Annotated in this window: 30 protein-coding genes and 1 pseudogene; 15 read left to right on the top strand and 16 right to left on the bottom strand. The window is 47.4% G+C overall.

The annotated features are described in order from the left end of the window. Positions 1-30: 30 nt before the first annotated feature. Positions 31-1,692, bottom strand: a complete 1,662-nt coding sequence (locus MKQ70_RS16390; protein ID WP_248072544.1) for a DUF4932 domain-containing protein — start codon at positions 1,690-1,692, stop codon at positions 31-33. A 62-nt stretch (positions 1,693-1,754) separates the two neighbouring features. Then, positions 1,755-2,684, bottom strand: a complete 930-nt coding sequence (locus MKQ70_RS16395) for a helix-turn-helix domain-containing protein (protein ID WP_248072545.1) — start codon at positions 2,682-2,684, stop codon at positions 1,755-1,757. A gap of 14 nt (positions 2,685-2,698) precedes the next feature. Here MKQ70_RS16395 and MKQ70_RS16400 point away from each other — a divergent pair, with 14 nt between their 5' ends. The 8 genes from MKQ70_RS16400 to MKQ70_RS16435 all read left to right on the top strand — a co-directional run bounded on the left by MKQ70_RS16400 (position 2,699) and on the right by MKQ70_RS16435 (position 10,243). After that, positions 2,699-3,727, top strand: a complete 1,029-nt coding sequence (locus MKQ70_RS16400; RefSeq protein ID WP_248072546.1) for a DUF3089 domain-containing protein — start codon at positions 2,699-2,701, stop codon at positions 3,725-3,727. 94 nt (positions 3,728-3,821) lie between these two features. Beyond that, positions 3,822-5,180 carry a sulfatase family protein gene (locus MKQ70_RS16405; protein ID WP_248072547.1) on the top strand — a complete coding sequence of 453 codons (1,359 nt, stop codon included), beginning with the start codon at positions 3,822-3,824 and terminating at the stop codon, positions 5,178-5,180. A 183-nt stretch (positions 5,181-5,363) separates the two neighbouring features. Next, positions 5,364-6,362 carry a hypothetical protein gene (locus tag MKQ70_RS16410; protein WP_248072548.1) on the top strand — a complete coding sequence of 333 codons (999 nt, stop codon included), beginning with the start codon at positions 5,364-5,366 and terminating at the stop codon, positions 6,360-6,362. Next, complete coding sequence (locus MKQ70_RS16415; protein ID WP_248072549.1) at positions 6,359-6,559, top strand: helix-turn-helix domain-containing protein; 201 nt, start codon at positions 6,359-6,361, stop codon at positions 6,557-6,559. Before MKQ70_RS16410 ends, MKQ70_RS16415 begins: the two co-directional genes overlap by 4 nt. A gap of 127 nt (positions 6,560-6,686) precedes the next feature. After that, positions 6,687-7,325, top strand: a complete 639-nt coding sequence (locus MKQ70_RS16420; protein WP_248072550.1) for a hypothetical protein — start codon at positions 6,687-6,689, stop codon at positions 7,323-7,325. After that, positions 7,325-8,266 (top strand): hypothetical protein, encoded by a 942-nt coding sequence (locus tag MKQ70_RS16425; RefSeq protein ID WP_248072551.1) that lies wholly within the window; start codon positions 7,325-7,327, stop codon positions 8,264-8,266. Before MKQ70_RS16420 ends, MKQ70_RS16425 begins: the two co-directional genes overlap by 1 nt. A 25-nt stretch (positions 8,267-8,291) precedes the next feature. Beyond that, a complete protein-coding gene (locus MKQ70_RS16430) occupies positions 8,292-9,308 on the top strand; it encodes a hypothetical protein (RefSeq protein ID WP_248072553.1) in 1,017 nt (338 codons plus the stop codon). 17 nt (positions 9,309-9,325) lie between these two features. After that, complete coding sequence (locus MKQ70_RS16435; RefSeq protein ID WP_248072555.1) at positions 9,326-10,243, top strand: hypothetical protein; 918 nt, start codon at positions 9,326-9,328, stop codon at positions 10,241-10,243. 53 nt (positions 10,244-10,296) lie between these two features. Here MKQ70_RS16435 and MKQ70_RS43785 read toward each other — a convergent pair whose 3' ends face one another. Then, positions 10,297-10,569, bottom strand: coding sequence for a YdeI/OmpD-associated family protein (locus MKQ70_RS43785; protein WP_504909752.1), 273 nt, complete (start codon positions 10,567-10,569; stop codon positions 10,297-10,299). After that, positions 10,561-10,827, bottom strand: a pseudogene (locus MKQ70_RS43790) (YdeI/OmpD-associated family protein); the annotation flags it as partial. The gene MKQ70_RS43785 and the pseudogene MKQ70_RS43790, both read right to left, overlap by 9 nt. A 90-nt stretch (positions 10,828-10,917) precedes the next feature. On the opposite strand from MKQ70_RS43790, the gene MKQ70_RS38645 reads away from it, so the two are divergent. Continuing rightward, a complete protein-coding gene (locus MKQ70_RS38645; RefSeq protein WP_282456564.1) occupies positions 10,918-11,436 on the top strand; it encodes a Nif3-like dinuclear metal center hexameric protein in 519 nt (172 codons plus the stop codon). After that, positions 11,427-11,798, top strand: a complete 372-nt coding sequence (locus tag MKQ70_RS38650) for a Nif3-like dinuclear metal center hexameric protein (protein WP_308199051.1) — start codon at positions 11,427-11,429, stop codon at positions 11,796-11,798. Before MKQ70_RS38645 ends, MKQ70_RS38650 begins: the two co-directional genes overlap by 10 nt. 144 nt (positions 11,799-11,942) lie before the next feature. On the opposite strand, the gene MKQ70_RS16450 is transcribed toward MKQ70_RS38650, so the two are convergent. The 10 genes from MKQ70_RS16450 to MKQ70_RS42300 all read right to left on the bottom strand — a co-directional run bounded on the left by MKQ70_RS16450 (position 11,943) and on the right by MKQ70_RS42300 (position 20,781). Further along, positions 11,943-13,136, bottom strand: coding sequence for a redoxin domain-containing protein (locus tag MKQ70_RS16450; protein ID WP_248072559.1), 1,194 nt, complete (start codon positions 13,134-13,136; stop codon positions 11,943-11,945). Beyond that, complete coding sequence (locus MKQ70_RS16455; protein WP_248081417.1) at positions 13,118-14,068, bottom strand: TlpA disulfide reductase family protein; 951 nt, start codon at positions 14,066-14,068, stop codon at positions 13,118-13,120. The genes MKQ70_RS16450 and MKQ70_RS16455 overlap by 19 nt, the downstream gene beginning before the upstream one ends. Positions 14,069-14,076: 8 nt before the next feature. Continuing rightward, positions 14,077-14,634 (bottom strand): RagB/SusD family nutrient uptake outer membrane protein, encoded by a 558-nt coding sequence (locus tag MKQ70_RS16460; protein WP_248072561.1) that lies wholly within the window; start codon positions 14,632-14,634, stop codon positions 14,077-14,079. Then, positions 14,616-15,503, bottom strand: a complete 888-nt coding sequence (locus MKQ70_RS16465; protein ID WP_248072564.1) for a RagB/SusD family nutrient uptake outer membrane protein — start codon at positions 15,501-15,503, stop codon at positions 14,616-14,618. The genes MKQ70_RS16460 and MKQ70_RS16465 overlap by 19 nt, the downstream gene beginning before the upstream one ends. Before the next feature lie 10 nt (positions 15,504-15,513). Beyond that, entirely contained in the window at positions 15,514-17,736 is a 2,223-nt protein-coding gene (locus MKQ70_RS16470; RefSeq protein ID WP_248072566.1) for a SusC/RagA family TonB-linked outer membrane protein, read from the bottom strand. Further along, complete coding sequence (locus tag MKQ70_RS16475; protein ID WP_248072568.1) at positions 17,655-18,869, bottom strand: SusC/RagA family TonB-linked outer membrane protein; 1,215 nt, start codon at positions 18,867-18,869, stop codon at positions 17,655-17,657. The genes MKQ70_RS16470 and MKQ70_RS16475 overlap by 82 nt, the downstream gene beginning before the upstream one ends. Positions 18,870-19,063: 194 nt before the next feature. Next, on the bottom strand, positions 19,064-19,663 hold the full coding sequence (locus MKQ70_RS16480) for a FecR family protein (protein ID WP_308199479.1): 600 nt from the start codon (positions 19,661-19,663) through the stop codon (positions 19,064-19,066). Further along, entirely contained in the window at positions 19,558-20,214 is a 657-nt protein-coding gene (locus MKQ70_RS16485) for a FecR family protein (RefSeq protein ID WP_248072570.1), read from the bottom strand. Before MKQ70_RS16485 ends, MKQ70_RS16480 begins: the two co-directional genes overlap by 106 nt. Positions 20,215-20,279: 65 nt before the next feature. Continuing rightward, complete coding sequence (locus MKQ70_RS16490) at positions 20,280-20,603, bottom strand: sigma factor-like helix-turn-helix DNA-binding protein (RefSeq protein ID WP_248072572.1); 324 nt, start codon at positions 20,601-20,603, stop codon at positions 20,280-20,282. Next, positions 20,485-20,781, bottom strand: coding sequence for an RNA polymerase sigma factor (locus tag MKQ70_RS42300; RefSeq protein WP_372490119.1), 297 nt, complete (start codon positions 20,779-20,781; stop codon positions 20,485-20,487). The genes MKQ70_RS16490 and MKQ70_RS42300 overlap by 119 nt, the downstream gene beginning before the upstream one ends. On the opposite strand from MKQ70_RS42300, the gene MKQ70_RS16495 reads away from it, so the two are divergent. Further along, positions 20,674-20,904, top strand: coding sequence for a hypothetical protein (locus MKQ70_RS16495; RefSeq protein ID WP_248072574.1), 231 nt, complete (start codon positions 20,674-20,676; stop codon positions 20,902-20,904). The genes MKQ70_RS42300 and MKQ70_RS16495 overlap by 108 nt on opposite strands. Positions 20,905-21,058: 154 nt before the next feature. Here MKQ70_RS16495 and MKQ70_RS16500 read toward each other — a convergent pair whose 3' ends face one another. Then, complete coding sequence (locus MKQ70_RS16500; protein ID WP_308199480.1) at positions 21,059-21,868, bottom strand: SDR family oxidoreductase; 810 nt, start codon at positions 21,866-21,868, stop codon at positions 21,059-21,061. Between the two features lie 61 nt (positions 21,869-21,929). Here MKQ70_RS16500 and MKQ70_RS16505 point away from each other — a divergent pair, with 61 nt between their 5' ends. The 4 genes from MKQ70_RS16505 (at position 21,930) to MKQ70_RS16520 (ending at position 24,577) form a co-directional block, all read left to right on the top strand. Further along, complete coding sequence (locus MKQ70_RS16505) at positions 21,930-22,280, top strand: winged helix-turn-helix transcriptional regulator (protein ID WP_248072579.1); 351 nt, start codon at positions 21,930-21,932, stop codon at positions 22,278-22,280. Positions 22,281-22,308: 28 nt separating this feature from the next. Beyond that, the gene (locus tag MKQ70_RS16510; RefSeq protein WP_248072581.1) at positions 22,309-22,815 is read left to right on the top strand and encodes a hypothetical protein; all 507 of its coding nucleotides are present in this window, start codon (positions 22,309-22,311) and stop codon (positions 22,813-22,815) included. 653 nt (positions 22,816-23,468) lie between these two features. After that, a complete protein-coding gene (locus tag MKQ70_RS16515) occupies positions 23,469-24,098 on the top strand; it encodes a hypothetical protein (protein ID WP_248072583.1) in 630 nt (209 codons plus the stop codon). Continuing rightward, on the top strand, positions 24,098-24,577 hold the full coding sequence (locus tag MKQ70_RS16520) for a hypothetical protein (protein ID WP_248072585.1): 480 nt from the start codon (positions 24,098-24,100) through the stop codon (positions 24,575-24,577). Before MKQ70_RS16515 ends, MKQ70_RS16520 begins: the two co-directional genes overlap by 1 nt. A 574-nt stretch (positions 24,578-25,151) precedes the next feature. Here the strand turns inward: MKQ70_RS16520 and MKQ70_RS16525 are convergent. Further along, positions 25,152-25,916, bottom strand: a complete 765-nt coding sequence (locus tag MKQ70_RS16525) for a hypothetical protein (protein ID WP_248072587.1) — start codon at positions 25,914-25,916, stop codon at positions 25,152-25,154. Between the last annotated feature and the right edge of the window lie 346 nt (positions 25,917-26,262).

Here is a 26,262-nt window from a genome sequence, read left to right on the forward strand (position 1 = left end):
CCGGCCTCTCACAACGGCCGGCCCTTGCAGTTATTCACAAACCCAGACCCCGCCACTCTTTTTAAACTCTCCCATCTTATAAGTGATCATATTTTTCATGATATGATAGTTCGATCCTCCGAATGGCGTGTGATTAAAGTTCAGCATGTCGTCGGGGTGCAGACCTGTTATGATGGTCATTATCTTTTGCGGATTGTCTGGGTTCACCCATCCTGCCATCAATAGATAGCCTTTACCATCGTACTTCTTTTCGCCGATGATGCCGTTTTCGTTCAGCTGGATCGGCAGCGCCGTCATTACTTTTCGTACAATTGCATTACCGGCAGGCGTGCCCGCTACGAACAGATTATATTTACCCAGATCGTAGTTGCGTACTTCCCCGTCTGTAATGATTTTTCCCTTGGCGAGACCGGGAACCTGCTTTATAAATCCATGAATAAATTCCTTGAACCGCCTGTCGCCAGCCGTATCCGCTTCCTGTGCGGCAAGAATGATCAATACGCTGTCTTTATTGAACACCTCATGAATCTGGGGCATCTTTGCAACATCCGGCTTGCGGGTGTCGGCCGCAGCGGCGATCCATTTATCAATATCCGCCTGTGTTATCTTCTGAAACGTTTCCACGATCCGCGGCATAAAACTTTCCAGCGTAGGATACCTGGCACGATTGGCTTCATATTCCTTCAGTGCATCGAGCAGCGGGTACAGGTACGTCCAGTTCTGCCCCTTTTTTACGCGGATGATGTTTTGCGCGGCGAAGTCTTCCCCAAACTTCTGTGCTGCCAATCTGCAGGCCACTGCTTCGGTTAAATGCTCCCTTACTACCGACATCCATTCGTGATAAGCCTTTTGGCGCATGAATTCCCTTACCGGCTCATGCAGGTGTGATAGTGCGTTCAGCTGGTCTGCATACGGCTTTTTATCAACCGCCGGGTTGGCAAAGGAATGCCCGAACTCATGCCATACGAGATCAAACAACCGGGTCTGGTCAAAAGTAGGGATGCGGATGTAACTCTTTTGCGGCGCTATAACAGCGTACATCTCACGCCCCTTGTTGGTGATCAGTCGCGGGCCGAAGTTGCCCCAGCCTAAAAAGTTCAGTATAAGATTGAATTCGTTGCGTTCACTTTGTTTAACGCCGTAATAATTGAGTACCCGTTGCTTTTCGTTAAAATCGTCGAGATTAAACTGCAGGTTGCGCAGACTCAAACTATAGAACGTTTCATTACTATTGAAAAAACGGATGTAGTCCGTTTCCTCCGCAAACCGCTTCAGGCATAACCGGAAAGAATCTATTTTAGGATCGTTCCGCAGTTCATAATTAACATCCGTTCTCCATTCAAAATTATTATCAAGATGTAATAAAAACGTGATGGGCGCATCGATGTATTTAAAAATATTGTTTCTTTTCAGATGCCGCGCAGTGAAATCAAACAGCGGATGGGTTTTATACTTCGCCATCTGTTGATCTACCCTGACCTTGTAATCAATATCTACATAGTTGGTCACCTGCATACCGGAAGCCAGCACGACGGCCTGGTACAATTCAATACGCGGATCTACACTGAAGGCAACGCCTCCGTATTCGAACCTGAATACTTTAAACCGTTCGCGCGGAGCGCTGGCGGCAAACGTATTAATAACAAACAGAGAGAAAAATGTGGTGAGCAGCAGCTTGCTGAGCAACTTCATGGCGGTGATGTTTAATATCCACGCCAAAAGTAAATGAACCGCCATACCAGGAATTGTAAAAATCATGCATTTTTACCGGCGGGAATGAGAATAAGCTTCTCCTGTACAACGGCGATTATCTTGTGGATCAGCCCCGGGCTGTAATTGGAGAAGAGGGAAAAATCCCGGATGAAGTGCGATTGATCGTAGTAGCCCAAATCATACGCAAGGTCGGTGAGACTGGCATATTTTTTCTGCTGAAGCGCCTGCAGGGCTTTCCTGAACCTTACGACCTTCAGGTATTCTTTGGGAGATTGGCCAACATACTGTTTAAACTGCCGGTAAAGCGTTGACCCATCTTTGTTGCCGGCCGCCGCCATCGCAACAACCCGGGAATGCGAACTATGATGCTGAAGCTGTACCAGGAAATGATCGAGATGTTGCTGACGGTTGTTTTCAGAAAGAGCATCCGGGAGAAATTGGTCCAGCAATAGCTGGCGGCCGGCTACTGCACCTGTAGCATAAAGCTGTTCCACCAGGATGTTCCCTTTCTGCCCGAACATGGCGTCCAGCACATCGCCTTCGTCCATCAGCTCCGCGTAGGGAATGCGGGTGAACTTCCGGAGTCCGCCAGCCTGAAAGATGATGCACACCTGGTCCATTTGTCCTTCAACCACCACATCGAACGACTGCTTATGAAATCCCCATAACCTGCTTTGCACTTTGCCGCCGGGTTTCACCACACAATTGTTTTGCGTCTGCGAAACCTTCTTCAGCACCTCATTTTCCCTATAAATGGACAAACAAAGATTCGTAGCCGGAAACGTTTGATACTGGAAGCGCTCCCCGGCTTTTTGCGTGGTAAATATATAATATACCCCCAATGCCTGGAGTGCCTTTTCTGCCGGGTACCTGATTAGAATGTTCATCTCCAGCCTAAAATAGCGGTATTTCACTACTTTTCCCAGCATTACCGGTAATCCCTGCACGATAATTGCCACGTAAATATCCATAAACAGCTGACTTCATGAAGTACCTGACGGCTTTCCTTTTATTGCTCGCTCAACTTGTCCAGGCGCAACGTACGCCCGATTATAACAACCTGAATTACTGGGCTGCCCATCCCTGGAGGGTGGATGCGTCTGACAGCGTACCACAGTTCCTGAAAGGAGAAGTCCGTGATACGGCGGTGGACGTATTCTTCCTCCACCCTACCAGCTTTGTGCAACATTTTCGCAAGGCGCCGCTGATCGCCGATATTGACGACCCGGAGCTGAACGAACTGACCGAACGGCAGATCATCAAATTACAGGCAACCATTTTTAACGCGCATACCCGGGTATTTGCGCCCTATTACCGCCAGGCCCACCTGAAAGCTTTTTTCCAGCAGGACCAGGCGGCGGCCAGCGCGTTTGACACGGCTTACAGCGATCTTAAGGCTGCTTTTCAATATTACCTGAAACACTACAACCATGGACGGCCCATCATTATTGCCGCGCACAGCCGGGGAGCCATGCACGGCATCCGCTTACTGCAGGAATTTTTCGACGGCAGGCCGCTGCAAAAGCAATTGGTATGCGCCTACCTTGTGGGCTGGCGGGTAGGTGAAAATGACTTCAAACATATTCCGCCCGGCACCTCGCCTACCCAAACGGGCTGTGTGTTAACGTGGCGCACGTACGAAAACAAGTTTATCAGTAAAAGTGATAAGGCCACGGCGGAAGGGGCGCTATGTATAAACCCTCTTACCTGGCTGCCAGGCAACGAATGGTCGGATAAATCTGCTTATAAAGGTGCGCCCGACAAACACCTGAAAAAGAAGGTGAACAGCGACATCCGTATACGCGTTCACGAAAAATATCATGTAGTATGGGTAAAGGGGTATAACGAACTGAGTTTAGGCTTGCCAGGCATTGGAAGATTTGCAGAAGCCATAGGCAACCTGCACCTGTTCGACCTTAACCTCTTTTACCTGAATGTAAGAGAAAATGTAAAGCAGCGCATCGACGCTTACCGGGCTGCACATCCTACCTCTTTTACAAACGGTGCGGATTAACAGGTGAAGCTCATTTTACAATAATTATCCTGCTAGCAAGAAATGGCCGCTACCCTTCGTTTATTTTACTATTTTTAGCGGATCAATCCACGTTATGAAGTATTTATTGAAGCAGGCCATCACCTGCATGGCTATCCTGCCGGTTTATCTGCTTGCTGCCGCGGGCAAGCTGCACGCGCAAACGAAGCAACCGAATGTTATCATATTTATAGCAGATGATGTTTCCTACAATGACCTCGGCTGCATGGGACACCCGGTGGTCAAAACACCAGCGATTGATCAACTCGCGAAAAATGGCCTCCGGTTTACCAACGCCTACCTTACAACAAGCTCCTGCAGCCCCAGCAGGGTAAGTATATTAACCGGCAGGTACCCGCATAACACTGGCGCCGCCGAATTGCACAGTGCTATTCCGGCGGGACAAATCGCCTTTCCCAAGTTGCTGAAAGATGGCGGATATTACACGGCACAGGCGGGTAAATGGCATTTGGGATCATCGGGCGTGAAACCCGATGGCGTTTTTCTTAATGCGTTTGACAGGGTCGGCGGCTCACACGCCGAGGGCGGTGGTCCCGGTGGTGAAGAGTTGTGGGTCGATTATATACAGCAACGCCCTAAAGACAAGCCGTTTTTCATGTGGTTTGCCGCGCAGGATGCCCATCGTGGCTGGGACAGCGCCCACAAACCGATCAAGTATTCGGAACGCGACGTGAAAGTGCCTGCTAACCTGGTAGACACGAAGACTACACGCAATGACTTTGTCCGTTACTACGAAGAAGTAAGCCGTTTTGACCATTATGTTGGCAAAGTGGTGGATGAACTGAAGACGCAGGGGGTACTTGACAATACATTAATCATTATAATGGCGGATAATGGCCGGCCTTTCCCCAGGAATAAAACCCGTATGTATGACGAGGGCATTAAAACACCGCTCGTTATTCACTGGCCTGCCGGTTTAAAGGCGCGCAACGAAGTTTCTTCCAGTTTGGTAAGTGTGATAGATATTGCACCAACGATCCTGGAGCTTGCAGGAATATCCGGCTCTCCCACTATACAGGGTAAAAGCTTCAAAAAGCTGTTAGCCGCCCCAACGGCCAAATTCAGGAACTATGTATTTGCCGAACATAACTGGCACAGCTTCCGGGCGTATGAGCGGATGGTGCGGACAGACCAGTTCGTGTATATCGAGAACGGCCTGCCCGAACAGAGTAATGTGGGCGCAACTGACATTATGGGCGGAGCCGCCGGTACAGCGTTGAAAAACCATTACCAGGCCGGTAAAGCAACACCGTTGCAGTCCCTGATCTTTATTACCCCCAGCCGCAATATGAATTGTACGACTATCCAAGGGATAAAGATCAACTGGTCAATCTTTATGGAAAAAAGAATACAAGTCGCAGCAGCAACAACTGGCCAACATATTGGCAACCTGGAAAAAGGAAACCGGCGATGACCAGCCCGCCGATCTGACCCCTGACTGGTATGACAGATGGACGAATAAAGCAGTACCGGAAAAGGATAAACGTGGCACCATGCCCGGGACGCATTCAAACGCAACCTCCATCCTCAAGCCGGGGCCGTTCTAGCATGAAATAGCTGCTATTAATTCAACCTGTCTTATTAACTTTGATTTGGCATGGGCGAGCATTCTAATATATTTATCCTGCAATTGAATTTGCTGGCAACCGTGGTGTTGCTGAGTATAGCCGCTGTTCTCTTTTTCAGGAGAAACAATGTGAAGGCCAATATTTTCCTGGGCTTGCTCTTGTTATACCCGGCAACCACCATTCTTACCAATATCGCTTTCATTATTTTCAGGCAGCATCAATTCCTGTTTCTGGGGCCGGTAAGCATTGGGTTCAATCTTACTTTTGGCCCTGTGTTACTGACCTACCTTCATTTCATGCAAGGGAAAGAGGGAAAAGCGCCTATCCGAAGCATCGCTCATTTCGTACCTGCGTTCCTGGTTTTCGCCAGTGCTGTTTATTATATAGCGATACCCGAAAAAGAACAAATAGCGTTGCTTAACGAGGTGCTGTCCGGTGAAAGTGTATATATCAACCTGATTAACCTGTTCTTGCTTTTACACGTATGCGTGTACCTGGTTGCAGCCTGGCGGGATGTGAAACGGTATTCAAAAGGCGCCGCAGAACTGGAAATACCCCATGTTGAAAACGCCATAAAATGGCAGAAGTCTTTATTGGCTTGCATTATCACCATCAATATATCCCTGTTGCTGGCTTTTGCGTTGCCTGTAATACTGACCGGCAGCGCACATATCTATTCAGATCTGATCGCAGCCCCGGCCTGCGCGCTGCTTATTTATGGCTTCATGATCTACAAAGGCTCCGCTTACCATGTAATATACAACCAGGTCGACTACCGGGCTTTCACGCAGCTTGCCGAACCGGTCAACAGTTTTGTAGCAGAACAGGAAAACGCCGGTAGCCAGCCCGTTTATAAAGAAGAATTTATCGCAGAGCAGAAAACCAAGTTGCTCCGCCTGTTCGACGAGGAAAAAATCTTTACCAAGCCCGGCCTGAAATTACATGACGTGGCAGCCATGCTCGATATCAGTCCGGCCTCGCTGTCGTTCATCATCAATAAACAACTGAAAATGACTTTTTTGAGATGATGAACCAGTACCGGGTAGCGGAAGCCCAGCGGCTGTTTGCCTCGCCGGAGCATCAACATTATAAAATAGAATCTATTGGACAAATGTCCGGATTCAACTCAAAAGCATCCTTCTTTTCTGTTTTTAAGAAACTGACCGGCACCACACCGCAGGCATTTAAAGAAGAACTGACCAGCAAAAAAACCGGGTCAGTCTAAATTCTAACTTACTGTATATCAACACTATTACCCTTCCAGGTAGTACAAACTGGACAAGGCTGGACTCCCCTTTTTATGCCATAAGCCCCATTCTTGGCAACTTTAAGGCGGATCAATATCCCAACCTTTGAAACAGATGAAAGCAGCACTACTATTTGCCCTGACTATTATTTCTTGTCTTCCGCTCACTGCCCAGCCGCAGAGCGGGCGGCTCGTTATCACCAACACTACTCCCTATTACCGATTATCGCCCGATGGAAAAGCGCTCTGTATTTACGAAACAGACGACAACCGGGATAAATGGGGCATGTTCCTGAACCTGGACAACTATACCTGGCAAAAACAGTCCACGATCAGCCTGGCGCATTCCGGCGTGGCATTGTCGCCCGATTTAAACAGCGTATACGGCAACAGCGTAAACTACGATGGATTTAAAGGAGATGGCAACTGGTCGCGGTACAGGAAATATATGTCCCGGTATTACCCGAATGCGAGGGACATGACTAAAAAGGTGCAGTGGCCGGATAAATACTTCATCCTCGCTAAAATGGCCAACGGCAACCTGCTTACCGCTACCGGGCTTCATTTTAAAAAAGTAAAGGCACTGGCCTACCCCAGGATGACGGCAAGCGCCTTCAGTATTGTAAACCCGGCTACCGGCGAAGTTGTGCAAACCCTGCGCACGTTTCCCAGAGGCCAGGAATTTGACGTCGCTGACTCCTGGATCAAACCTTCCGGGGTTTTCTGGATAACGACAACCTGCTGATGTGGAACAATATGGGGCATTATACCACCCTTCGGCCTGCGGACGGGATACTCCATAAGTTTACCCCGCCGGTACCGATCTACTGCTATGCGGGCAAATACGGTATGGGACAAGAACGTAAAACCGGTAGCGGATCCGACAATATTATCCGGAAAGTGATCGTAAATATGGAGAATGGCGAGGTGGTGTACGACCAGACGCTTTCCTTAAAAGGAGCTTTGGGCTACTGGTGCGCCGCATGGGGCAACTACTTCTATACCCTTAATGCTCAAACCTCCCTCCTGTGCAAGGAAGAATGGACCGGCAGCGAGCTGGCGATACGCGATAGTGTGAAGCTGGACATCAAAGGCGTTTTATGGAACGACTCCTGGGGCAACCGCAACGCGTACAATTATCAACTGCTGGTATCGGAACCGGCCGGTAAGGTCATGATGCTGCCCAACGTCTGGAGCGAATTTATCAATCCACCCGAAGCCCTGCTGTCCTGGACGCTGAGAGACGGTCAACTATCCCTCGTTAACCCTAATTTCATCCAGCCATCCGCCGCCTATATGGCTAAACTAAACAGGCCCCGCCTTAATTCCGTTCCCTTTAACGTGCTGATAAAAAACTATCATGGCCTTTATGTGGTCCTGGGACAAAATCAAACCACTAAAAAATGGTCGGTTATTAAATATGTGAAAGACAGGAAGGGTAACTATGAGCGCATCACAAAAGAAGAAGACGCATGGGAATTTGTACCCGCGGGTATCGAAGTCGTTTCCTCGACCGCCTGCGCCCGGTGCAAAAACACGGGTATAATGGCCACGGTTAACCGCGTTACCTCCGAGCATACTGATAAAATGATCTATAACCAGGTGACCACTACCACCACCCGGGATGTGGTTGGACAGAGCACCTGCAGCGATTGCAAAGGTCTAGGCTTTTCAGGGATTCAATAACCGATTTACACGATAACTTATCTTCATGAAACGATATACCCTATTACTGTTATACTTTATTATACTGGCATCTTGCGGTAAAAAGACAAACGAAGGCGACACGCCCGGCAATACACCTACGGTCAATTTTACGCAAATAGGCCCGGCCACGACATCGGCGGCCATCATTACCTACTTTGCGTGTAATCGTAAGGGCAATGCCTTTATCGTTACGGTTATCGATGAAAACAACAGGCGGCAGACTTATGCAGGTAATGGTACCAAATGGGAAAAGCTTGGGGAATTCCAGGCAGCCGGCGCTGCAGTGTCCGACGCCGGTGTTGTTGTTTACTTTGACCACTCCAACACCCTCAAACGTTACACCGGCTCCGGGAGCCCTGAAACCGTTGCACTCAGCGGCTTCAATTACCCGAAGGTGGTATTAGGCATGGACGGCAATTTTTACACAGGTTCTTCTAATGCGAAGGTGTATAAAAGCACCGATGACGGTAAGACCTGGACCGCCACCGACATTCCCCAAAACCGCTTTAATTACGCCGGCAACGTTACCGTTGGCTTTTTAGTCCACCCCGACGGCAAGATGATTTCCTACCTCGGCGGAGGAAAATTTTATCAGTCTTCAGATGCCGGTAAAACCTGGACAGATGTTACTATCACTATTAACTATAGCAATGCAGGATATGTAGATATTTATAGCCCCATCAGCCATGACTTTACTGGTAGCGTCTATATTCAGGGCGCTACCGGCTTGGCGCTTGTCAACACCCTGAATATGAGCAGCCGCTCCGTTTCCTTCCAGTCCGCCGGATTAAATTCCTTTGAAAAATTTGAACGATTCGCCACCGATGCGCAGGGCGTATTGTACGCCGGCGCCACCAACTTCGGTTACGATTATGAAAATAGGAAGCAGGCTGCTGCTATCTATAAACTGGATGGTAATACCTGGCAGAAACAGGCCTTGCCCATTCCTTATGCGGGATTTAGTGGCATGAACATCCGGCAACGCAGGCGGGTATCATATCTGCTGCTAATGGCTTACTAAGTAAAGGACTTTATGCTTTGGATGCAGCAGGAAAATACACAGCCATCGGTGCACCACAATCTTTCGAAAACCAGGTACTGTGTATGGCGCCGCAAAGCAATGGAAAGATATTTTGCGTCGTGCGCCATGCCACGCCGGTAGGCAGTACGGCGGGGGCCGTACTTAACCCTGCCTACCCTTCGCTGATGGTGCTTGAAAACGGGCAATGGAAACATACCGGCAAAGTATCCGACGGTGTATTTGTAGCTTCCAACGGCAATATCTATTCTATTCAAAATGTAGATGCGAGTATTTCCAAAGACGGTGGGGCCACCTGGCAAACAAGCACTATCACGGTAAACGATCCTTTAAACCTACGGAATTTCCTGTCGGCCGAACCGGTACATTTTACCGAGCTGAAAGGAGAAGTACATGTTTACTTCGTAATGGGCTTTGGTGGCGTAGGCGGTGCTTACACGAACTATAGCTGGACAAAGGCGCCATTGGGCAGCACCAGCTTCGAAAAACTGACAGGCAGGGCGGGTAACTACGATCCCAGTTTAAGCCAGGTGCCACTGGTGACCGCCGCCAGGGGAGCTACTGGTTTCTTCTACGATCCGTTTGGCGCGTATGTCTATTATCCGGCGCGGGACAATGCTGTTTATTTCACTAAAGATGGTGGTGTTAGTTATACGCCGGCAGGCAACCTGCTGCCTTTTGCGGGAAGCAATTCCGGGCGTTATGTTGCATGGGGGCCAGGCGGTTTCGTGACTTCCCAGGCCGGCAATCCGCTTAGCTTTTCGGCTGTCAGGTTTAAACTCCCGGAGGGCGAGGTGGACATGAACAAGTTTAATGGGGCCAATTACTTTAAGACGTGGTGCAGGTTTGGGATGGATAATAAACTGTATCTCAATATCGACAATAAGATATATGGTGGAAAGGAGGTGTTGAACTAATGCGTGTTTAAAGTAAGGCCGTTTTGCCGGCGCTTTCAGTTTGCATATAACACTCAGTGAAACTTCTCCCCTTTTTCGAGCTTTGCAATAATTGTGTGCATGCGCTTCTGGAGGGTCTCCGGCTTCTTCGCCGTTTGTAAACGCCAGTTGATAGCGAAAAGGTTGGTTTTGTTCAGGGTTTTGAAGAAGGCGTAGGCAGCCTTGTTCTTTTTCAACAGGTTGATGAAATCCTCAGGCGTTTCGCTGCTGGAGGGCGGGTCGTAGGCAGCTGCCCAGCGGCCGTCTGCTTTGGCTTCCTCGATGGCTTTATGTCCGGCAGGTTGCATCCTTCCGGCTTCGATCAGTCGCGTTACATGGTCGATATTGACCTTCGACCAAAGGCTTTTGGGACGCCGCGGGCAAAAGCGTTGAAGGTAGGATTCGTCGTCGTGTTTTTGGGCCTGTCCGTCAATCCATCCATAGCAGAGCGCGACATCGAGCGCGCCGGAACGGTCCAGCGATTTGACACCTGAATCTTTCTTATACAGTTGCAGCCAAATGCCTGACACGTCCTGGTTCTTCTTTAACCAGGATTCAAACTGTTTGTCTGTTGTAAAAACTTTATTTCTTCGCCGTTTTTTGCTGTTGCCATAACGTAAATTTAATGAATTAACTTACGAGTACAATAAACCCATATGAACATTCCCCATCATAACATTCCACGAAGAAGATTCATTGGCAATCTCAGCAAAGCCGCGGCAGGATTAGCCCTGCTTGGCTGGCAGCCGGTGCAGCTGACGGTTCAGGAGGTGATAGACCTGGTATTGAAAGAAGGCAACCTGTCACCGATCAAAGATACGGTCGATACCCTTAAAAGCGGGCAGCCATCTCAAATCGTCACCGGCATCATTACGACTATGTTTCCTACGATCACGGTCATACAGGAAGCAATTAAACGGAATGCTAACTTCATCATCGCCCATGAACCTTCTTTCTACAACCATAAAGACGATAAAGATTGGGTAAAGGAAAATGATGTGCTCCGGCAAAAGCTGGCATTGCTCGACAAACACAAGATAGCTATCTGGCGCTTTCATGATTACTGCCACGCTTTAAAACCCGACGCCGTGATCTACGGTGTGGCAAAAAAGCGGGCTGGGAGCGTTATTATAAAACAGGGCAACTGTCGCTTACGATACCGGCAGTGTCTTTAAAGCAACTGGCACAGCACCTCAAAACGTCGTTGGGTATTGCGCATGTGCGGGTGATTGGCGACCTGCACCAGCCGTGTGCGCGCATTGCTTTACTACCCGGCGCCTGGGGCGGGCAACGGCAGGTAACTGCGGCTGAAACGGAAAACCCGGACGTGTTGATAGTCGGTGAATTGTCTGAATGGGAAACGGCGGAGTATATCCGCGATGCCAACCTGTTGGGCCAAAAGAAAGGCGTGATCGTGTTGGGGCATAGTGTAAGTGAAGAGGCGGGGATGGAATACTTTGCGGAATGGGTACGGCCCAAATTACTAGGCATTAAAGTTACACATGTGGCTTCGGGAGATCCATTTACGTGGCTGTAATTGGAGGTTTAGATACAATAGAGAGGCCCGCTCGTTGAGCGGGCCCTGTGATGAAATATCTGCATCCGGTCAAGCCGGCTGATTACAAACTATTCCAAATCGCCGGTTAATGAAACGGTCACCTCAAATACTTTCCGGCCCACATCACTTCACATACTTCTCCAACATCTCCTCCAGTAAAGGCCCCCTCAGATTCTGCGCAATGATCTTACCTTCCGGGTTCACGAGAAAATTACTCGGGATGGACGTTACTGAATACAACTGTCCGGCTGCATTATCGAAACCTGCCAGATCGCTCAGCTGCATCCAGGGCAGTGCGTCTTCATGGATCGCACGGATCCACGCGTTCCTGTTTTTATCCAAAGAAATAGCGAGCACCGTGAAGTTTTTATCTTTGAACTTATTGAAGGCTTTCAGTACGTTTGGGTTTTCCGCCCTGCAAGGCGCACACCAGCTCGCCCAGAAGTCGATAAATACGAATTTCCCACGGAGGCTGGAGAGGGTTACCGGTCGATTCAGGGTATCTGGTTGCGAAAAATCCGGCGCCATGGTGCCCGTTTGCCTGCTCAGCCTTGTATCGATCAGCGCGCGAACCTTTGTTGCAGCAGTATATTTTCCGGCAGGCGTTTGCTCGATCAAACGCATCACGCTGTCTACCCTGGCGACCGGCATCATGTTGAGCAGTGGCGCTACGCTCATGACGGCGGCCATGCTGTTAGGGTGCCTGGAAATGAAACGGACCTGGTAATTCCCCAATGAATCTTTCCATTTCATATTGGAGTTGATCACGGTGGCATTCATGGCAGCGGTATCGTTACGCAGTTTGGCTTCATGGTAAGGCTTCTGGAGCTCCATCATATAATGTCCGATCAGCTCCACTTCTTTTCGCTGTTCCGTCAACAATAAATGTTCACGGGACCCCGTAGCGGTGGCAAGATACACGCTGTCTGCATTCCCACTTAGCGTAATTACTGTGTTCTCTACCATAAAAGAATAAAATCCCCTGCGGCCTGCAAAGGCCAATTCAAACAGTCCGGGTTCTGCCACAGTACCCTGGAAAACAAACCGGCCGGCGTCATCAGCGATGGCGCTATCGCGGGAGGAACTGTTTCCCGGTTTCAGGTATACTTTGAGATGTGCCGCGTTTTCAAATTGTCCTTTTACCTGGTAAGATGTTTGCCCAAGATGTTTCTCTAAAGTTTCCTCCAATGCGGCGCCTCTCAAATTTTGCGCGATGATCTTGCCCTCGGGGTTGACGAGGAAATTACTTGGGATGGCGACGACGCCATACAGCTTCGCGGCAGCGTTACCGGATGCGTTCAGGTCACCCAGCTGCATCCAGGGTAGCTGATCTTCTTTATGGCCTTCAGCCAGGCTTCCCTGTTATTGTCCAGGGTTACCGCCATCACGGTAAAGTTTTGGTCTTTGAACCGGTTATACGCTTTCAATACGTTCGGGTTCTCTGCTCTGCAGGGCAGGCACCAGCTTGCCCAAAAATCGATAAAAACGTATTGTCCGCGCAGGTCCGACAGTGAAACACTTTTCCCATTGATATCAGGCTGTGAAAAGTCCGGCGCCATAGTCCCGGTTTGCACACGCATGCGGTTGTTGATCACCGTGCGGATCTTTAGGGCGTAGGGATATTTCCCGGCGGGTGTTTGTTCGATCAGGCGCATCAGGGAGTCCATTGTGCCAGCCGGCTTTGCGCTTATCAGGTAAGTCATTTGTAACAGCGATACGGCGCTGCCGGGATGTTTCCGGATGAAACTGGCCCGCACGTTGTTCATTGAGTCCAGCCATTTGAACGATGATTTGGTGGCTATTTCGATCATCGCGGCCGTATCCTTCCTGGCTTTGGCCTCATCCAATTGAGGCTGTTGCAGCGATACCAGGTAATCATTCGCCAGCTTTTCCTGCTGTTTTATTTCCTTGAACAGTGTATGCTCGCGCGATCCGCCGGTTTCGGTTTGGGTAAGATCGTTTGCATCGCCGCGAAGTGTGATATTTGAGTTCTCTGCAAAGAACTCATAGCTGCCCGTATGCCCTTCAAACTTCAGGTATACACGGCGCGGCTCTGCCAGTTTTCCTTTAAGCGTAAAATGACCGTTGCCGTCTGTAACGGTACTATCGTTAAAGGCCCGGTCATCCGACGTGAGGAACACTTTCACACGGGCTGCATTCCTGAATTGCCCGTTCACCTGGAAAGACGATTGCGCAAAGAGCTGCAATCCGTACAGTGTACATAATATCGTGCAATATATTCTTGTCATCACCAGTATTAGTTGTAAAGATCATTTTGATCGAGTTGATTATTCAAAGCCCGCTCAGCAGCCGGAACAGGCATTAGCGCTTTGTACGGTTCCCAGGTGCCGCCTTTTGTAGGTGCAACAACGCTCATCACCGCATCGATCCTCCCGGTTCGTTTCAGATCGAACCAGCGATGCCCCTGCTCGCAGAACAGTTCCACCTGGCGCTCTTTCATGATAGCGTCGAGGATGGCGGTTTGGGTAGTGGCAGGTGTGACGCCCAGGCCGGCACGTTCGCGTACAACGTTGAGGTCGGACCTGGCATCATCCAGCATGTTTTGCTGTGCCCCGGCTTCCGCACGGATCAAGTATTGCTCACTGATACGCAGGAAGGTGAAATATTCATTTTTGGCGCCTGCCGTTGCTGCATTGTATGCCTTGTATTTGTACGGGAACCTGTATTGCACGCCGCCGATCGTAGCAGTACCTATCCAGCTTGTTTTTCTCAGGTCGTTAGGCTCGAATGCTGCATCCAGCTGAGGACTGATCGTAGCGGGATTGGAACTCGTACCTACAGACGTGGTGAGCACAAAAACCTTGGCTCCAGCAGGGAGTTATTACCGGCCATTACCGGCTGGATCTGGTAGATGGCTTCTTTGGTGTTTTTCTGAAAAGCGGAAGCCACAGGAACAGGCGCGAACATCGCCGTATTACCGATCACGATGGATGCAGCTGATTCTGCCTCTGCCCATTTTTTGTCGTACAGGTAAATACGGGCCAGCAAAGCTGTGGCTGCCCAATAGGTAGGCCGTGCCCTTTCTGCGCTGGAGGGCGCGTAGGGCGTTAATGCGTCTGCATTCAGAAAATCCTTACTAAGCTTGGTTTGCGCATCTTTCAGATCGTTGATCATGGCCGCATACACCGCGCTTACCTCGGCCCTGCCCGCAACCATATTCTTCCGGTAATCTGTAGTGAGCAAGAGCGGTACCTTTCCATAAGTATTTACCATGTAATAGTACAGCAAGGCCCTCATGAATTTGGCTTCACCGATCAATTGCCCTTTTACGGCAGGGTTCAGCGAATTGCTGGCTTCAAGACCTTCGATCGCGGCATTACAATGATAGATCAATGTGTACGAGGTGTTCCAGTACAGCTCATTGTTGGACGTAAGCGTATGCTGGTACAGCAAGGTATAAGAAGAGGCTGCGTTCAGGTTCAGGTTCTTCAGCTCGTCTGCCGAAAAAGCCATATAAATTGTTGCCCGTTCCGACAATACGTTGCTGGTTTCTGCAATACGGATGTATAAGCCATTCAATACGGATGCCGCGGAAGAGTTGGTGGCAAAGGCGGTCGTATAGTTCATCCTGTCTTTGGGCGGATCCAACTCAACGAAGCTGCGGCAACTGCCCAACGACAGCACAAGTAATATCAGGAGGTATATGGAAGTATTACGTTTCATGTTCTTAAGATTAAAGGTTGATTTGTAAGCCTGCAACAAATACTTTCATCGGAGGTAGTATATAGAATGCCTGCGTTTCCGGATCGCGGCCTTCATAAGAAGTGATCGTAAACAGGTTTTGACCAGACAGATTGATACTGGCATTTTTCAGCTTCATTTTATCCTTCAGCCAGCCTGGCAGCTGGTAAGATAATGTGATGTTTTTGGCGCGGATGAAAGAGGCATCAACATACGAAGCATCGCTGTACAACCAGCTGTTATAAGCGTTTCTGCCGGCGGCCGACTGCGAATAACGCTGGTACCTGGCCTTGTCGCCAGGCTTCTGCCACCTGTCCAGGAATTGTACCGGCACATTGCTCGAAATAAACCCGGTAGAGTATACATCAACATTGAATATACCCGGAACATCCTGCAGCAGGCTTTGCTGACCGGTTTGTTTTACGAACTGCAGGAATATGTCCAGCTGCAGGCCTTTATACCGCAACGTATTGTTTATACCACCAAAGAACTTCGGCAGTGTAAGCACCCTCGTGGTTTCATATACGGGATGACCTGCATACAGATTACTGCCCGCATCGGAACCGGTGGTACCATCGAGCTTTCGTACCGTATAAAGACCGGTGTTGGGATCGATGCCTGCATATACCCATGCCAGTGCCCTGCCGGTTACGGGCTGCCCTATTTCCAGTGAAGAAGCGTAGCTGGAGTTTTCAAGATTATCAAATTTGATAAGCTTGTTGCGGTTGATGGAAATATTGAAAGAAGTATTCCACTGCAGCTCCTTTTTCGCGATGTTGCTCGTGTTCAGGATAAACTCCCACCCGGAGTTTTCTACCAGTGCCGGGAAGTTATAGTTCGGGATGCTTGAATACCCCGTCATGGAGGGTAGGCGGTAGCTCAGCAACTGATTGGAGCTGCGATTGTTGTAATACACAGACGAAAGGGAAATGCGGTCGTTGAAGAAAGCGAGGTCCAGCCCGAATTCCAGCTTTGCATTTTTCTCCCATGCCACATCCGGGTTCGCCAATGCGCCGGGGGCAAAACCCGTGGCGCCCTGGTAGGTATTGCTGCGCCGGGAGTAGAGGTCGTAATACGCATAGTTGTTAATACCGTCGTTACCGCTGGTGCCATAGCTGGCGCGTAGCTTGCCAAGACTCAGGAACGTGAGGTCCTGTGCAAATTTTTCGGAAGAAAAGATCCAGGCCATTGCAGCGGAATAAAAGTTACCAAACTGCCGGTCCGGACCGAATTTAGAAGAACCATCCCTTCTGCCGGTCAGGTTGATGATGTATTTATCATCGAGGTTGGCGTTTAAACGACCGAACAGCGCATTATAGTTATATAGATAAGAACCTCCATCGGCTGTTTGTACCGTACCCGCATTCGCAATGTTTCCGATGAGGGCATCGCTTACAAAGTTCATCCCTACGACATAATTTCCCTGGTTGTCCGACTTCTGGAAGGTGGTACCTAGCAATGCGGACATTTTCACGCCGATTAACGAAAAGTCATAGTTCAGTTGCGGCTCCGCGATCCAGGTTTTTTGTTGGTTCTTCGTCAGTATCAGGTTAGGATTAATAGGGCTCAGCGCCAGGTATAACGGCGAGTAGGACGACTGCGGCTGCGTGGTCGTAATGTTTGCGTCCAGCTTGGTCAGACCTATGTTTGCAGATGCTACCAGGCCTTTGATGAGCTGGTACGATGGCCGGAAGCTGATTACCAGATTATCTGTTTTGTTCTCGTATGAACGGACAGTATAGGCATAGGGATTGTTGGCATTGTCGGAGTTCGGGCCACCCCAGTTGAGCGTGCCGTCAGGTTTAAAAGATGCCGGTGCGTTAGGCGCCCGCAATGTAAAAGGCGATACGTCGAATTGTGCGTTTAAATTGGTATTTTTCAGGTAGTTGCCTGTAAAATCGATCTTCAGCTTTTTGTTGGCTGAATAAGAAACCAGGTTGAAGTTCAAGGCGCCGCGCTTGTCGTCGTACTCTCCCGGGAACATGCTGCCCTGGCGGTTGAAGGTGCCTCTTAACGTGTATTGCGTGAGATCATTGCCGCCGGAAAAAGACATATTGAGATTGGTATACGCCGCAAAATTCCCGATCAGTTCCTTCTGCCAGTCGTGATTCTCCGTTTGGCTCCACGTGCCATTTACATCATAGTTCGGGTCACTCGGATTAGTGGCAATGTCGGGGACGGGCAGCCCATCATTCCTGAAGGCTTCGCGACGCATCTCCGGTATTGTTGTGTACTCATCAACTCCAGTGGTTTCGGCGCCTGTGTGAAACCCTGTGTTACGTTCAGGCCCAGCGACATTTGTCCGGGTTTTCCTTTCTTAGTCGTGATCAGTATCACGCCATTACCACCACGGGAGCCATATATAGCGGTAGCATCCGCATCTTTCAGGATGTCGATACTGGCAATGTCGTTAGGGTTGATGTAATTCAGCGGATTGCCCTGCGCGCCATTCGCTGTAATACCGGAGATGCCGTTATTGCCCAGCGGGTCTTGCAGCAGCGCTGACTGGTAAGGCACACCATCGATCACATACAACGGGTTGTTCTGCACTGCACTGTTCAATGAGGAGCGGCCCCTGATGGTAACGCTGACGGTACCATTGGCAACACCGGAACTCTGAATGATCTGCAAGCCGGTGGCCCTCCCCTGCAAAGCCAGCAACGGGTTTACAACGGGTTGCTTTTCGATATCTTTCGAGGTGATGGTAACAATATTACCGGTAGATAACTTTTGCTTCTCCGTATAATAACCTTTGTTGACTACGATTTCGTTCAGGGCGGACACTTTAGTAATGGCAGTGAGGGTAGAAAGATCCGTTTTGCCATTCACGCGCACCTCCATCGTTTCGATCGTTAAGCCGCTGATCACCAGCACGGCATTTTCACTTACATTATTCAACTCGAAATATCCATCGCTGTTGCTGGAGGTCCCATTCTGTGAACCTTTCACCTGGATGGTGGCCACCACGGGCTGGCCCTTGGCATCCACCACACGTCCTTTTACGGGTATGAGCAGTATTGGTGCCTGTTCTGCCTCCACGGGCACTGCGGCAGCGAGTCGCGGGCTGATCACCACATATTGATCAACAATTTTAAAACGCAGGGGCTGATGCTCGAATATTTCCTCCAGTACCTGGGCCAGTGGCGCGCCCTGTACATTCATACTCACGTTCCTGCCCTGTCGGATCAGCTCTTTTCCATAGATGAAACTGAATCCGCTCTGGCGTTTGATTTCGGTCAATACCTTTTCCAATGGCCTGTCTTTGACGGACATGGTGATCGCCTGGCCATTGCTGTTGGCGGCCACCTGCAAAAATGTAATGGTCAATAAAACGGCAGTCAATCGCATAATCCGGGCAATTTGTGGGCTGAATCCGCTACGGTAGCTTACGAAGCGGAAAATGCTCCCGATGAATCCTGGTTGGCCAGAAGTTACTAAATGCATAGTTTTGCACTGTTTGGTGAAGTAATAAATGAGTCGCATTGTTTATTCTCGGTACTGAACTACGCCGTCCCGGTCGCAACGGGGCGGTTTTGGTTTTTTTACCACTTTGTAACGGTCACCTGGTCGCCATCGATCACGAACTTGATCTGGTGAGTCATTTCGAGCAGGGAAAGTAATTTGGAGATGGGCAGATTCCGGTTGATGTCAGCCACAAAAGTTTCGTTTATCTTGTCTTTATATACCACTTTGATATCATACCAACGGGCAATCTCGTCCATGATTTCTTCCATGGTATTGCCATTGAACTGGAAGCGCCCGTTCTTCCATGCCATTACTTCATCCAGGTCCGGCGATGCATTCGTACTGAGTCGCAATTCAGCAGAGAGCACGGCCTGTTGACCCGGTTGGATAACAATGGCAGATTTGTCAGCCTGTACTTTCACGCTTCCCTCCAGTAGCGTAGTCCGCACCATTTCCCGGTTATAGGTATTTATATTGAAATGTGTACCGAGGACTTCTATCACCTGCCTACCGCTCTTTACTTTAAAAGGCTGCGCGGGATTTTTGGCCACTTCAAAATACGCCTGGCCGTTTACTTCCACGATCCTGTCGCCTTTCGGAAAAGCGCCCGGGAAGCGGATGGAGGAAAGCGCGTCCAACCAAACTTCCGTGCCATCGGCCAGATGCAGGTGAAAGATCCTGCCCTTTTGCGTGGTGACGGTGTTGAACGCCGGTGTCCGTCAACCGTGGGTTGGTAGGAAAGCGAGCCTTCCTGCTTCACGGCCTGGGTGCCAGAGAGGCGGAGCGTTCCGTTTTGCACGCTATCTAATGATGTGATGGTGCCGTCGGGCAGGGTGAGCAACACCTGTTGCTGTGCCGGTGCAATATCATTTTTAAACCGCTGCTCCTGTGGCAGGCTGGCAAGGGAATGCCGTGCCGGTGCGCGGAAGAACAAAAAATAACCGCCTATGCCCATGGCTAGCAGTACAACAGCGGCCGCCCACCAGGTTCGGATAGGGATCCGGCGTACAGCGGGGGTTTCTTTAGCGAGAATGTTGGCCAGCAGCTTTTCCGCCCGTTGCGGCTCCAGTACCTCGTCGGTGTCCTGCAATTGCTCGCCATGCTCGGCAATGAGCTGACTTAACTCTTCTGGCGGGGAATGCTGCACCAGGAACATAAATTCCATTTTTTGTTCCTCGGTTGCGGTTTTGTTATAATATAGCCGGAATAACTCCTGTAACCGTTCCATAGAAATTGATTGATACTTACAGGACAAATCCGCTTTTCAAAAAGGGGGAAGGGAAGAAAATATTTTTAGTAGAAAAGAGAAATCAGGGAAACGTAAAGCCCGATCCTGCTCCGCAGGTGGGTAGAAATATGCTTTACGGCCAGTTCTATATGTGTTTTAACGGACTCCTTACCAATGTTCAACCGGTCGGCGATCTGTTGGTAGGTGAGCTTTTCGTGCCGATGCAGCAGGTACACCTGCCGCTGGCGTTCGGTAAGCTGATCGATGGCTTCATCCAGCAAGATGTAAAATGGGGCGGCAGGATCGTGTTGGTCGCCTTTGCCGGCATCTTCCTTTACCCATTTCTCCCAGTTCTGAAATTCCCGGGATATTTTCTGGAGGGCATTCAATGCCCTGGTGTTTGGATATCACAATGAGGTAGCTCCGGAAATTGCGGACGTCTGGTAGCGTTTCCCGGGTTTGCCAGATTTTGAGGAAGGCATCCTGTACAATTTCTTCCGTAAGCTCGCGGGATTCGGTAATACGGTAGATGTGTGTGGAGAGAAATGGCTGCCATTGATGGAACAGGTAGGTGAAAGCCTGTTCATTCCCCGCAGCTACCTGAGAAAGGAGCTCATGTTCATTGTATGGTTGATCTGCCGGCAATTCCCGCTCGTTGTAAACACCTGCAAACTAGTGCAAAAATCCTAAAAGTTCTAATTTCCGCCACTTTGGAAAAATATTGGCCTGGAAGGCTGGCAGCACCCGAGCGGGGTCTGATAAACGGGAAGGTGATGAACTGGAATAAAAATGGGCCGACGCAACAGTATTGGTCAGCCCTAATTTATCCTGAACCGTTCCTACGTTACAAATTCAGGAACCATTTAGTCGTTTCGATCCTGGATGCTTCGGGCCCAATCTCCGGGCGCCTGGCATAAATCTGTTTTGCTGCACCACCGGCAGGATAACGCAGCTGGTCCCTCCCGTCAGTTGCGGCCTCAAAAATAACTTTCGCAATATCTATGGGTTCTCCCGTTTGCTGTATGCGGCCGAGCACCTTCTTTATCACCCCATCGTATAAAGGATGCGCAACGGTATCGGCAGAGGTGAATAAACTGGTTTTCGTTGCATCCGGCGATACCGTTTTAACACCTATACCAAACATTGCTAACTCAATACTTAAACATTCGCTCAAACCCTCTAACGCCCACTTAGTAGAATTATAGACACTGCTTAACGGAAAACCCGTAAGTCCGGCCATAGAAGTGGTGTTAATAAACAACCCACCTTTCTTTTCCCTGAAATACGGTATAAAAGCCTGGATGACTTTCAACGGCCCCAAAAGATTGGTGTTAATCTGCCTTAATACCTGTTCCTCACTAACAGCTTCCAAAGGTCCAAATAAGCCATGACCGGCATTATTCAAGACTACATCAATGTTGCCTGAGGAAATTGCGGTTTGCACCGTTGATTGAATTTGTGCATCGTTTGTTACATCTAAAGGAAGAATCGATACATTTTCAAGTGCGGTTAACTCCGTTTCGGATGCTGGTGTCCTCATGGTCGCTATCACCTTCCAGCCTTTCGCCTGGAACAACTTCGCGGTTGCCTTGCCGATGCCTGATGAAGCACCGGTAATAAAATTGTTTTCATATATCCTGATACTGTTTATGATTCAAAAATATTGGCTAAAGAGTATACATTTGATACTTGTATCCTTTAGGATACTTACTACTATGACAAACAAAAACACCGAACGACATTTTAAAGAGAAGATTAAGGCCATACAGGACACGATGTTTGTACTTGGGGGAAAATGGAAACTGCCGGTCATCCTTTCCATTTACAGTGGCAACAAGCGGTTTAATGACATTGCCGGTTCTATTCCCGGTATAACCAACCGTGTATTGTCTAAAGAGCTAAAACACCTGGAAGAAAACTTACTGATCAACAGAACCGTTATAGATGATTATCCTGTCAGGATCGAATACACCATTACCGATTACTGTTTAACTACGGACGAAGTGGCTGCTCCAATGGAGAAGTGGGGTAAGATTCATCAGAAGAAGCTGAGGGGAAGGATGTAGGTTTAATCATCATTTTAATAGCGAAGCTGTGTCGGCATTGAAGATGGTACTTTGGAGGAATGCTATTTCTCTTTCGTATCCTAATATAAAAGTTAGTAAGACTGTTATACAATTTTTTTATATCGGCAGTATGTTCAATTTTTTTAGAAAGAAATCCAAATCGGCGGTCTATTCACTGGACGCACTAGCCTCCTATGCCAATAAGGACAAATATTTTGTGAGGGTAGCCCGCTTCATGGAGCTTGATGCTAATCAGTGTACCATTACAGTAATTGATCCATATGCACCGCGGATGATTACTATGGATTCATGGCCGGAAACAATCTTCCTAAATGCAACGGGGCAACGCACGGTAAAGCAATTTATCGAAGATACAGCAGAGCGCTATAATGGCCATATTCCGAGTAAACTCGATAGTTTCATTATCAGCGAATTAGAGAAGTTGGTATTTGAGTATAGGATTATAGAACTGACGGATTTCCCAAACGCTCTACAAGCTCAATTTGAAAAACCGGTGCCAAAAAGTAGTAAATGAGTTTTGCGTTTCGAACTAATTTGAGTTTGTATAGGCACGGCTTACATCTAAAGGGTGAAATAACATAAAAGCAGAAAACCCGCTCATAGAGCGGGTTTCACTTCGTTGGTGCCCGGTAGCGGGAGGTTTTCGAACCAGTTTGTGCAGATAATCAACAGATTAAGATATTGACAAATTCGTCTTTTAAAATTAACGATTAGTTAATTGAATTTTCTTACGAAGGGACGAGTAATAAGCTTATCGGGCACAATCCAATCGTCAAATGATATTGCAAGGATAGACTTAATGTTATCCCGCTTTTCTGGAAAATCCTATGGTTACTGTTTGTTCATTTAAATAGCTTACGATGGTTTTCTATCGATATTGGATGCAGGTAGGATGCTTCGATTCTAGTTAAACGGAGATTTTAATATAACTATTATTTTGAATAAAAAACAACCCAATAGAAAACTCCCAACCCCAGTTTTGCATAAAACATCTGAAAAACCTGAGATTACCGGAGTGGTATGAACTAGCATCAAATTTTCCTGGCTGTTTTGACTTGATAGTCTCATTAAAGACGTATATTTGAAAATACAGATATCATGTAATGATGAATTTTTTTAGTAAGAGGGAATAAAGAGTCTTTTCAATTTACTCATCGAATAAAGCATTTGGAGATTAGAATAGCTGGAAATATCGAGCAGAGCAGGGAAAATGCTGCCACGATTTTATATGATAATTTTCACTTGCGGTTTCCGGACTTTCGGAACCTTTATTCATTTACAGAAGAAGCAAAAGGGGCATCAAAGGAGAAACTATACATTTTGTCGGACAAGTATAATTTAGACAGGAATTTTAGAGATGCAATATTAGGTAAAGGGCCAATTGAAATTGGTTTATTCAAGGCTGTATTGTTAATATATGGTTGGATAGAAACTGCATTAACAGATCCCGATGTTTCTAGTATGAACGAAAAAATACATGATGATTTTATCATAGATGTCAACTATAATTCCATTCCGCAGAACGATATTTATTTCATAAAATCAAGTTATTTGAATGGCGCTTATGATATGCAGCTTGAAAAGCTCGTTGATTTAAACCTGTTGGCCGTGGCTTCAGTTAGTTCAGTGGCGGGTAACTTTAATACTTATTTTACCCCACTTGTAGCACCCGGCGCATCGAGAGAGAATTTTACTAGTGAGTCTGATAAGTCTGGAATGAAAACGTATAGCCTTTGGCGTGAAATTCTGAATGATAAACATAATAGAATAAGTTCCTGGCATAATAATAGATTCTAATGGTATTTGATCACACTGTAGCTTGGTCCTATTTTGGCGGATTTGCTTCCCTGGCACTAACAGTTCTTGTCATTTTTCTTAAAGATAATTATAAACGGGATACACAAAGAAAGGTTCTGGAAAAGCTCTATCACACAAGTCCGGAAGAAATAGGTAATATAGATGCAAAACTTGATATAGATGGATTTAAATCGCCTAATGTCTTCCAAATCGCTGCAATGTGGGGCGTGCAGCCGCTTTTTATTTTATGCTTTCTAAATATTCCCACTCTTGGAGGTGAATATTGGGTCATCGTTGTTTTTATCTTGATTTTGATAACTCTATTGCATGAATTTTATTCAGCTGATAGATTTTCGGGAAAATTATTATATCAATTATTTATACTCTCTCTTTGGATTAGCTTATTTTTATTTAATAATAAAATCGCGAAGATAAAGGGACAAGAAAAAATAACTTCTAAATCAGAGGTACTAAAATAATTATTAGCATGAGCTGCTCAATCATATGAGTAATAATACAAGAGCTCTACAATTATTAAACTTTCTATTATTGTCTTACGTTGAAATTTTTGGTTTATTAAATTAGGTATATCCCGGAATAGTGCGATCTACTGTACTGAGATTTTGTGCAGGTTCCTTTTCGCATTTCCTAATACCGTGTCATAGTTTGTTTCTTCGGTGAGCAATTCATCTATTCTATGAATCAGTTCCCTGTGTTTCCCTAAAAAGTAATAGAAGTAAGTACCAAAAATTTCAGCCGTATGCCGCGAGTTTACGCATTTTGCATTTGGGCAAACTCCTCAATTTACTGCATCGCTTCTATCCTCTTCTTATCTGTTTTATGCACGATACCTTGTCGAGTAGAATTGACTGGACAGTCTGCTGGTGGCTCTTTTAGTATCACCATTTGTAAGGACAGTTGCGAGACCATCGTCGAGATGATGCATGGAGAAGTCGTAAGAAAGTGGCAAAAGTAATTCCGGGAAATATGTGATAAAAGTCTGCTTAGGCAACTAGCAATCGATAGCTCAAAGAAGATAAAATGCGAAGTTGATTAAGAGGCCGCGTACTCCCCATAGTTGCGTTCCACTTCTTGTTGTATTTTTTGAATGATATCTGGGAGTGTCATGCTAGGATAACTTTTTGCATTGGCGTATATGATCCATTTGTAACGATAAATAATATGCGGCATGGTTTCCATCAATTTTACATGGGCTCTCAAATTAATCTGCCCGGTACCGTGAGTTTCAAGATTTCTCTGCTCGTAAAGTTCTTCTAAGATTGAATAGTAATAGGCGCGAGTTTGCTGGATTGCACTTGGAGTGAGTCTGGCTTCTAATTCTTTATGAGCAAGTTTGAAGAAATCGCTGTTGATCTTTTTCGCCAATAGTCTGAACGATTTCCCTCCGCGAAAGTAAAGTGACTGCTCATTAGCAGTAATGCCTAAAGACTGATAGCTGCTATTAATGGGGTGAATTGCATTTTGTAAATAGAGATATATTCTTCGTTTGCGAAACGATTGTTCCCCCAGCAACATTGCTCCCGATATAATGCTCATCTTTTTGTTTGCATCAAGTCCCTTGTGTAGTACTTCGATAAATCTCCAGATACCAGAAAGTAATCTGTTTTGAAGCGCATTCTGATACATTCTGTCTAACTTCAGAAATTCATCCTTGGCTGCACTAAGATTATTTTTAAACACTTGATCAGCATTATTATTAACTCGGTCAAGATTAAATTCATCTAAATATACTAATGGCCGTTCTCCTAAATCGTGAAAGTAGTAGCCGTAGTGTTTCTTCCGTCCGGAAGTAAACATATAGTTTCTGTGATTGAATGATAAGGCGGTTTTAAGTATTGAGTTGATATATGCAACAGTTTCTCTAGCAGAATTAATTGCTTTGGCATAAGCGGTTAAATAGGTTACGGCTTCAATCTGGACTTCACAGATTGCATAAGGTTCTTTAAAGAAATGATCCGGTTGTCAGCTGTTCCCTCATGTTTTTCGCATGAGGATGATTGCCATTAAATATTTTGGATTCGTGGTAAGTAAACACATCACCATCCTTCATTATCAAATTCTCTATCTTGAAGGCTATTAGCCATGTTCGTTTAGGCATATCATAGAAGGAATAAATTGCTTCGATCCTAGAGGCCCCGTTAAG

It is taken from the genome of Chitinophaga sedimenti (assembly GCF_023156195.1).
Taxonomy (GTDB): domain Bacteria; phylum Bacteroidota; class Bacteroidia; order Chitinophagales; family Chitinophagaceae; genus Chitinophaga; species Chitinophaga sedimenti.

Bases quoted from the DNA above. Each gene is read 5' to 3' on its own strand.
- MKQ70_RS16390 (WP_248072544.1), bottom strand. From the start codon at position 1,692: ATGAAGTTGCTCAGCAAGCTGCTGCTCACCACATTTTTCTCTCTGTTT.
- MKQ70_RS16395 (WP_248072545.1), bottom strand. From the start codon at position 2,684: ATGGATATTTACGTGGCAATTATCGTGCAGGGATTACCGGTAATGCTG.
- MKQ70_RS16400 (WP_248072546.1), top strand. From the start codon at position 2,699: ATGAAGTACCTGACGGCTTTCCTTTTATTGCTCGCTCAACTTGTCCAG.
- MKQ70_RS16405 (WP_248072547.1), top strand. From the start codon at position 3,822: ATGAAGTATTTATTGAAGCAGGCCATCACCTGCATGGCTATCCTGCCG.
- MKQ70_RS16410 (WP_248072548.1), top strand. From the start codon at position 5,364: ATGGGCGAGCATTCTAATATATTTATCCTGCAATTGAATTTGCTGGCA.
- MKQ70_RS16415 (WP_248072549.1), top strand. From the start codon at position 6,359: ATGATGAACCAGTACCGGGTAGCGGAAGCCCAGCGGCTGTTTGCCTCG.
- MKQ70_RS16425 (WP_248072551.1), top strand. From the start codon at position 7,325: ATGTGGAACAATATGGGGCATTATACCACCCTTCGGCCTGCGGACGGG.
- MKQ70_RS16430 (WP_248072553.1), top strand. From the start codon at position 8,292: ATGAAACGATATACCCTATTACTGTTATACTTTATTATACTGGCATCT.
- MKQ70_RS43785 (WP_504909752.1), bottom strand. From the start codon at position 10,569: ATGCAACCTGCCGGACATAAAGCCATCGAGGAAGCCAAAGCAGACGGC.
- MKQ70_RS38645 (WP_282456564.1), top strand. From the start codon at position 10,918: ATGAACATTCCCCATCATAACATTCCACGAAGAAGATTCATTGGCAAT.
- MKQ70_RS16450 (WP_248072559.1), bottom strand. From the start codon at position 13,136: ATGCAGCTGGGTGACCTGAACGCATCCGGTAACGCTGCCGCGAAGCTG.
- MKQ70_RS16455 (WP_248081417.1), bottom strand. From the start codon at position 14,068: ATGACAAGAATATATTGCACGATATTATGTACACTGTACGGATTGCAG.
- MKQ70_RS16465 (WP_248072564.1), bottom strand. From the start codon at position 15,503: ATGAAACGTAATACTTCCATATACCTCCTGATATTACTTGTGCTGTCG.
- MKQ70_RS16470 (WP_248072566.1), bottom strand. From the start codon at position 17,736: ATGCGTCGCGAAGCCTTCAGGAATGATGGGCTGCCCGTCCCCGACATT.
- MKQ70_RS16475 (WP_248072568.1), bottom strand. From the start codon at position 18,869: ATGCGATTGACTGCCGTTTTATTGACCATTACATTTTTGCAGGTGGCC.
- MKQ70_RS16485 (WP_248072570.1), bottom strand. From the start codon at position 20,214: ATGGAACGGTTACAGGAGTTATTCCGGCTATATTATAACAAAACCGCA.
- MKQ70_RS16505 (WP_248072579.1), top strand. From the start codon at position 21,930: ATGACAAACAAAAACACCGAACGACATTTTAAAGAGAAGATTAAGGCC.
- MKQ70_RS16520 (WP_248072585.1), top strand. From the start codon at position 24,098: ATGGTATTTGATCACACTGTAGCTTGGTCCTATTTTGGCGGATTTGCT.
- MKQ70_RS16525 (WP_248072587.1), bottom strand. From the start codon at position 25,916: ATGTTTACTTCCGGACGGAAGAAACACTACGGCTACTACTTTCACGAT.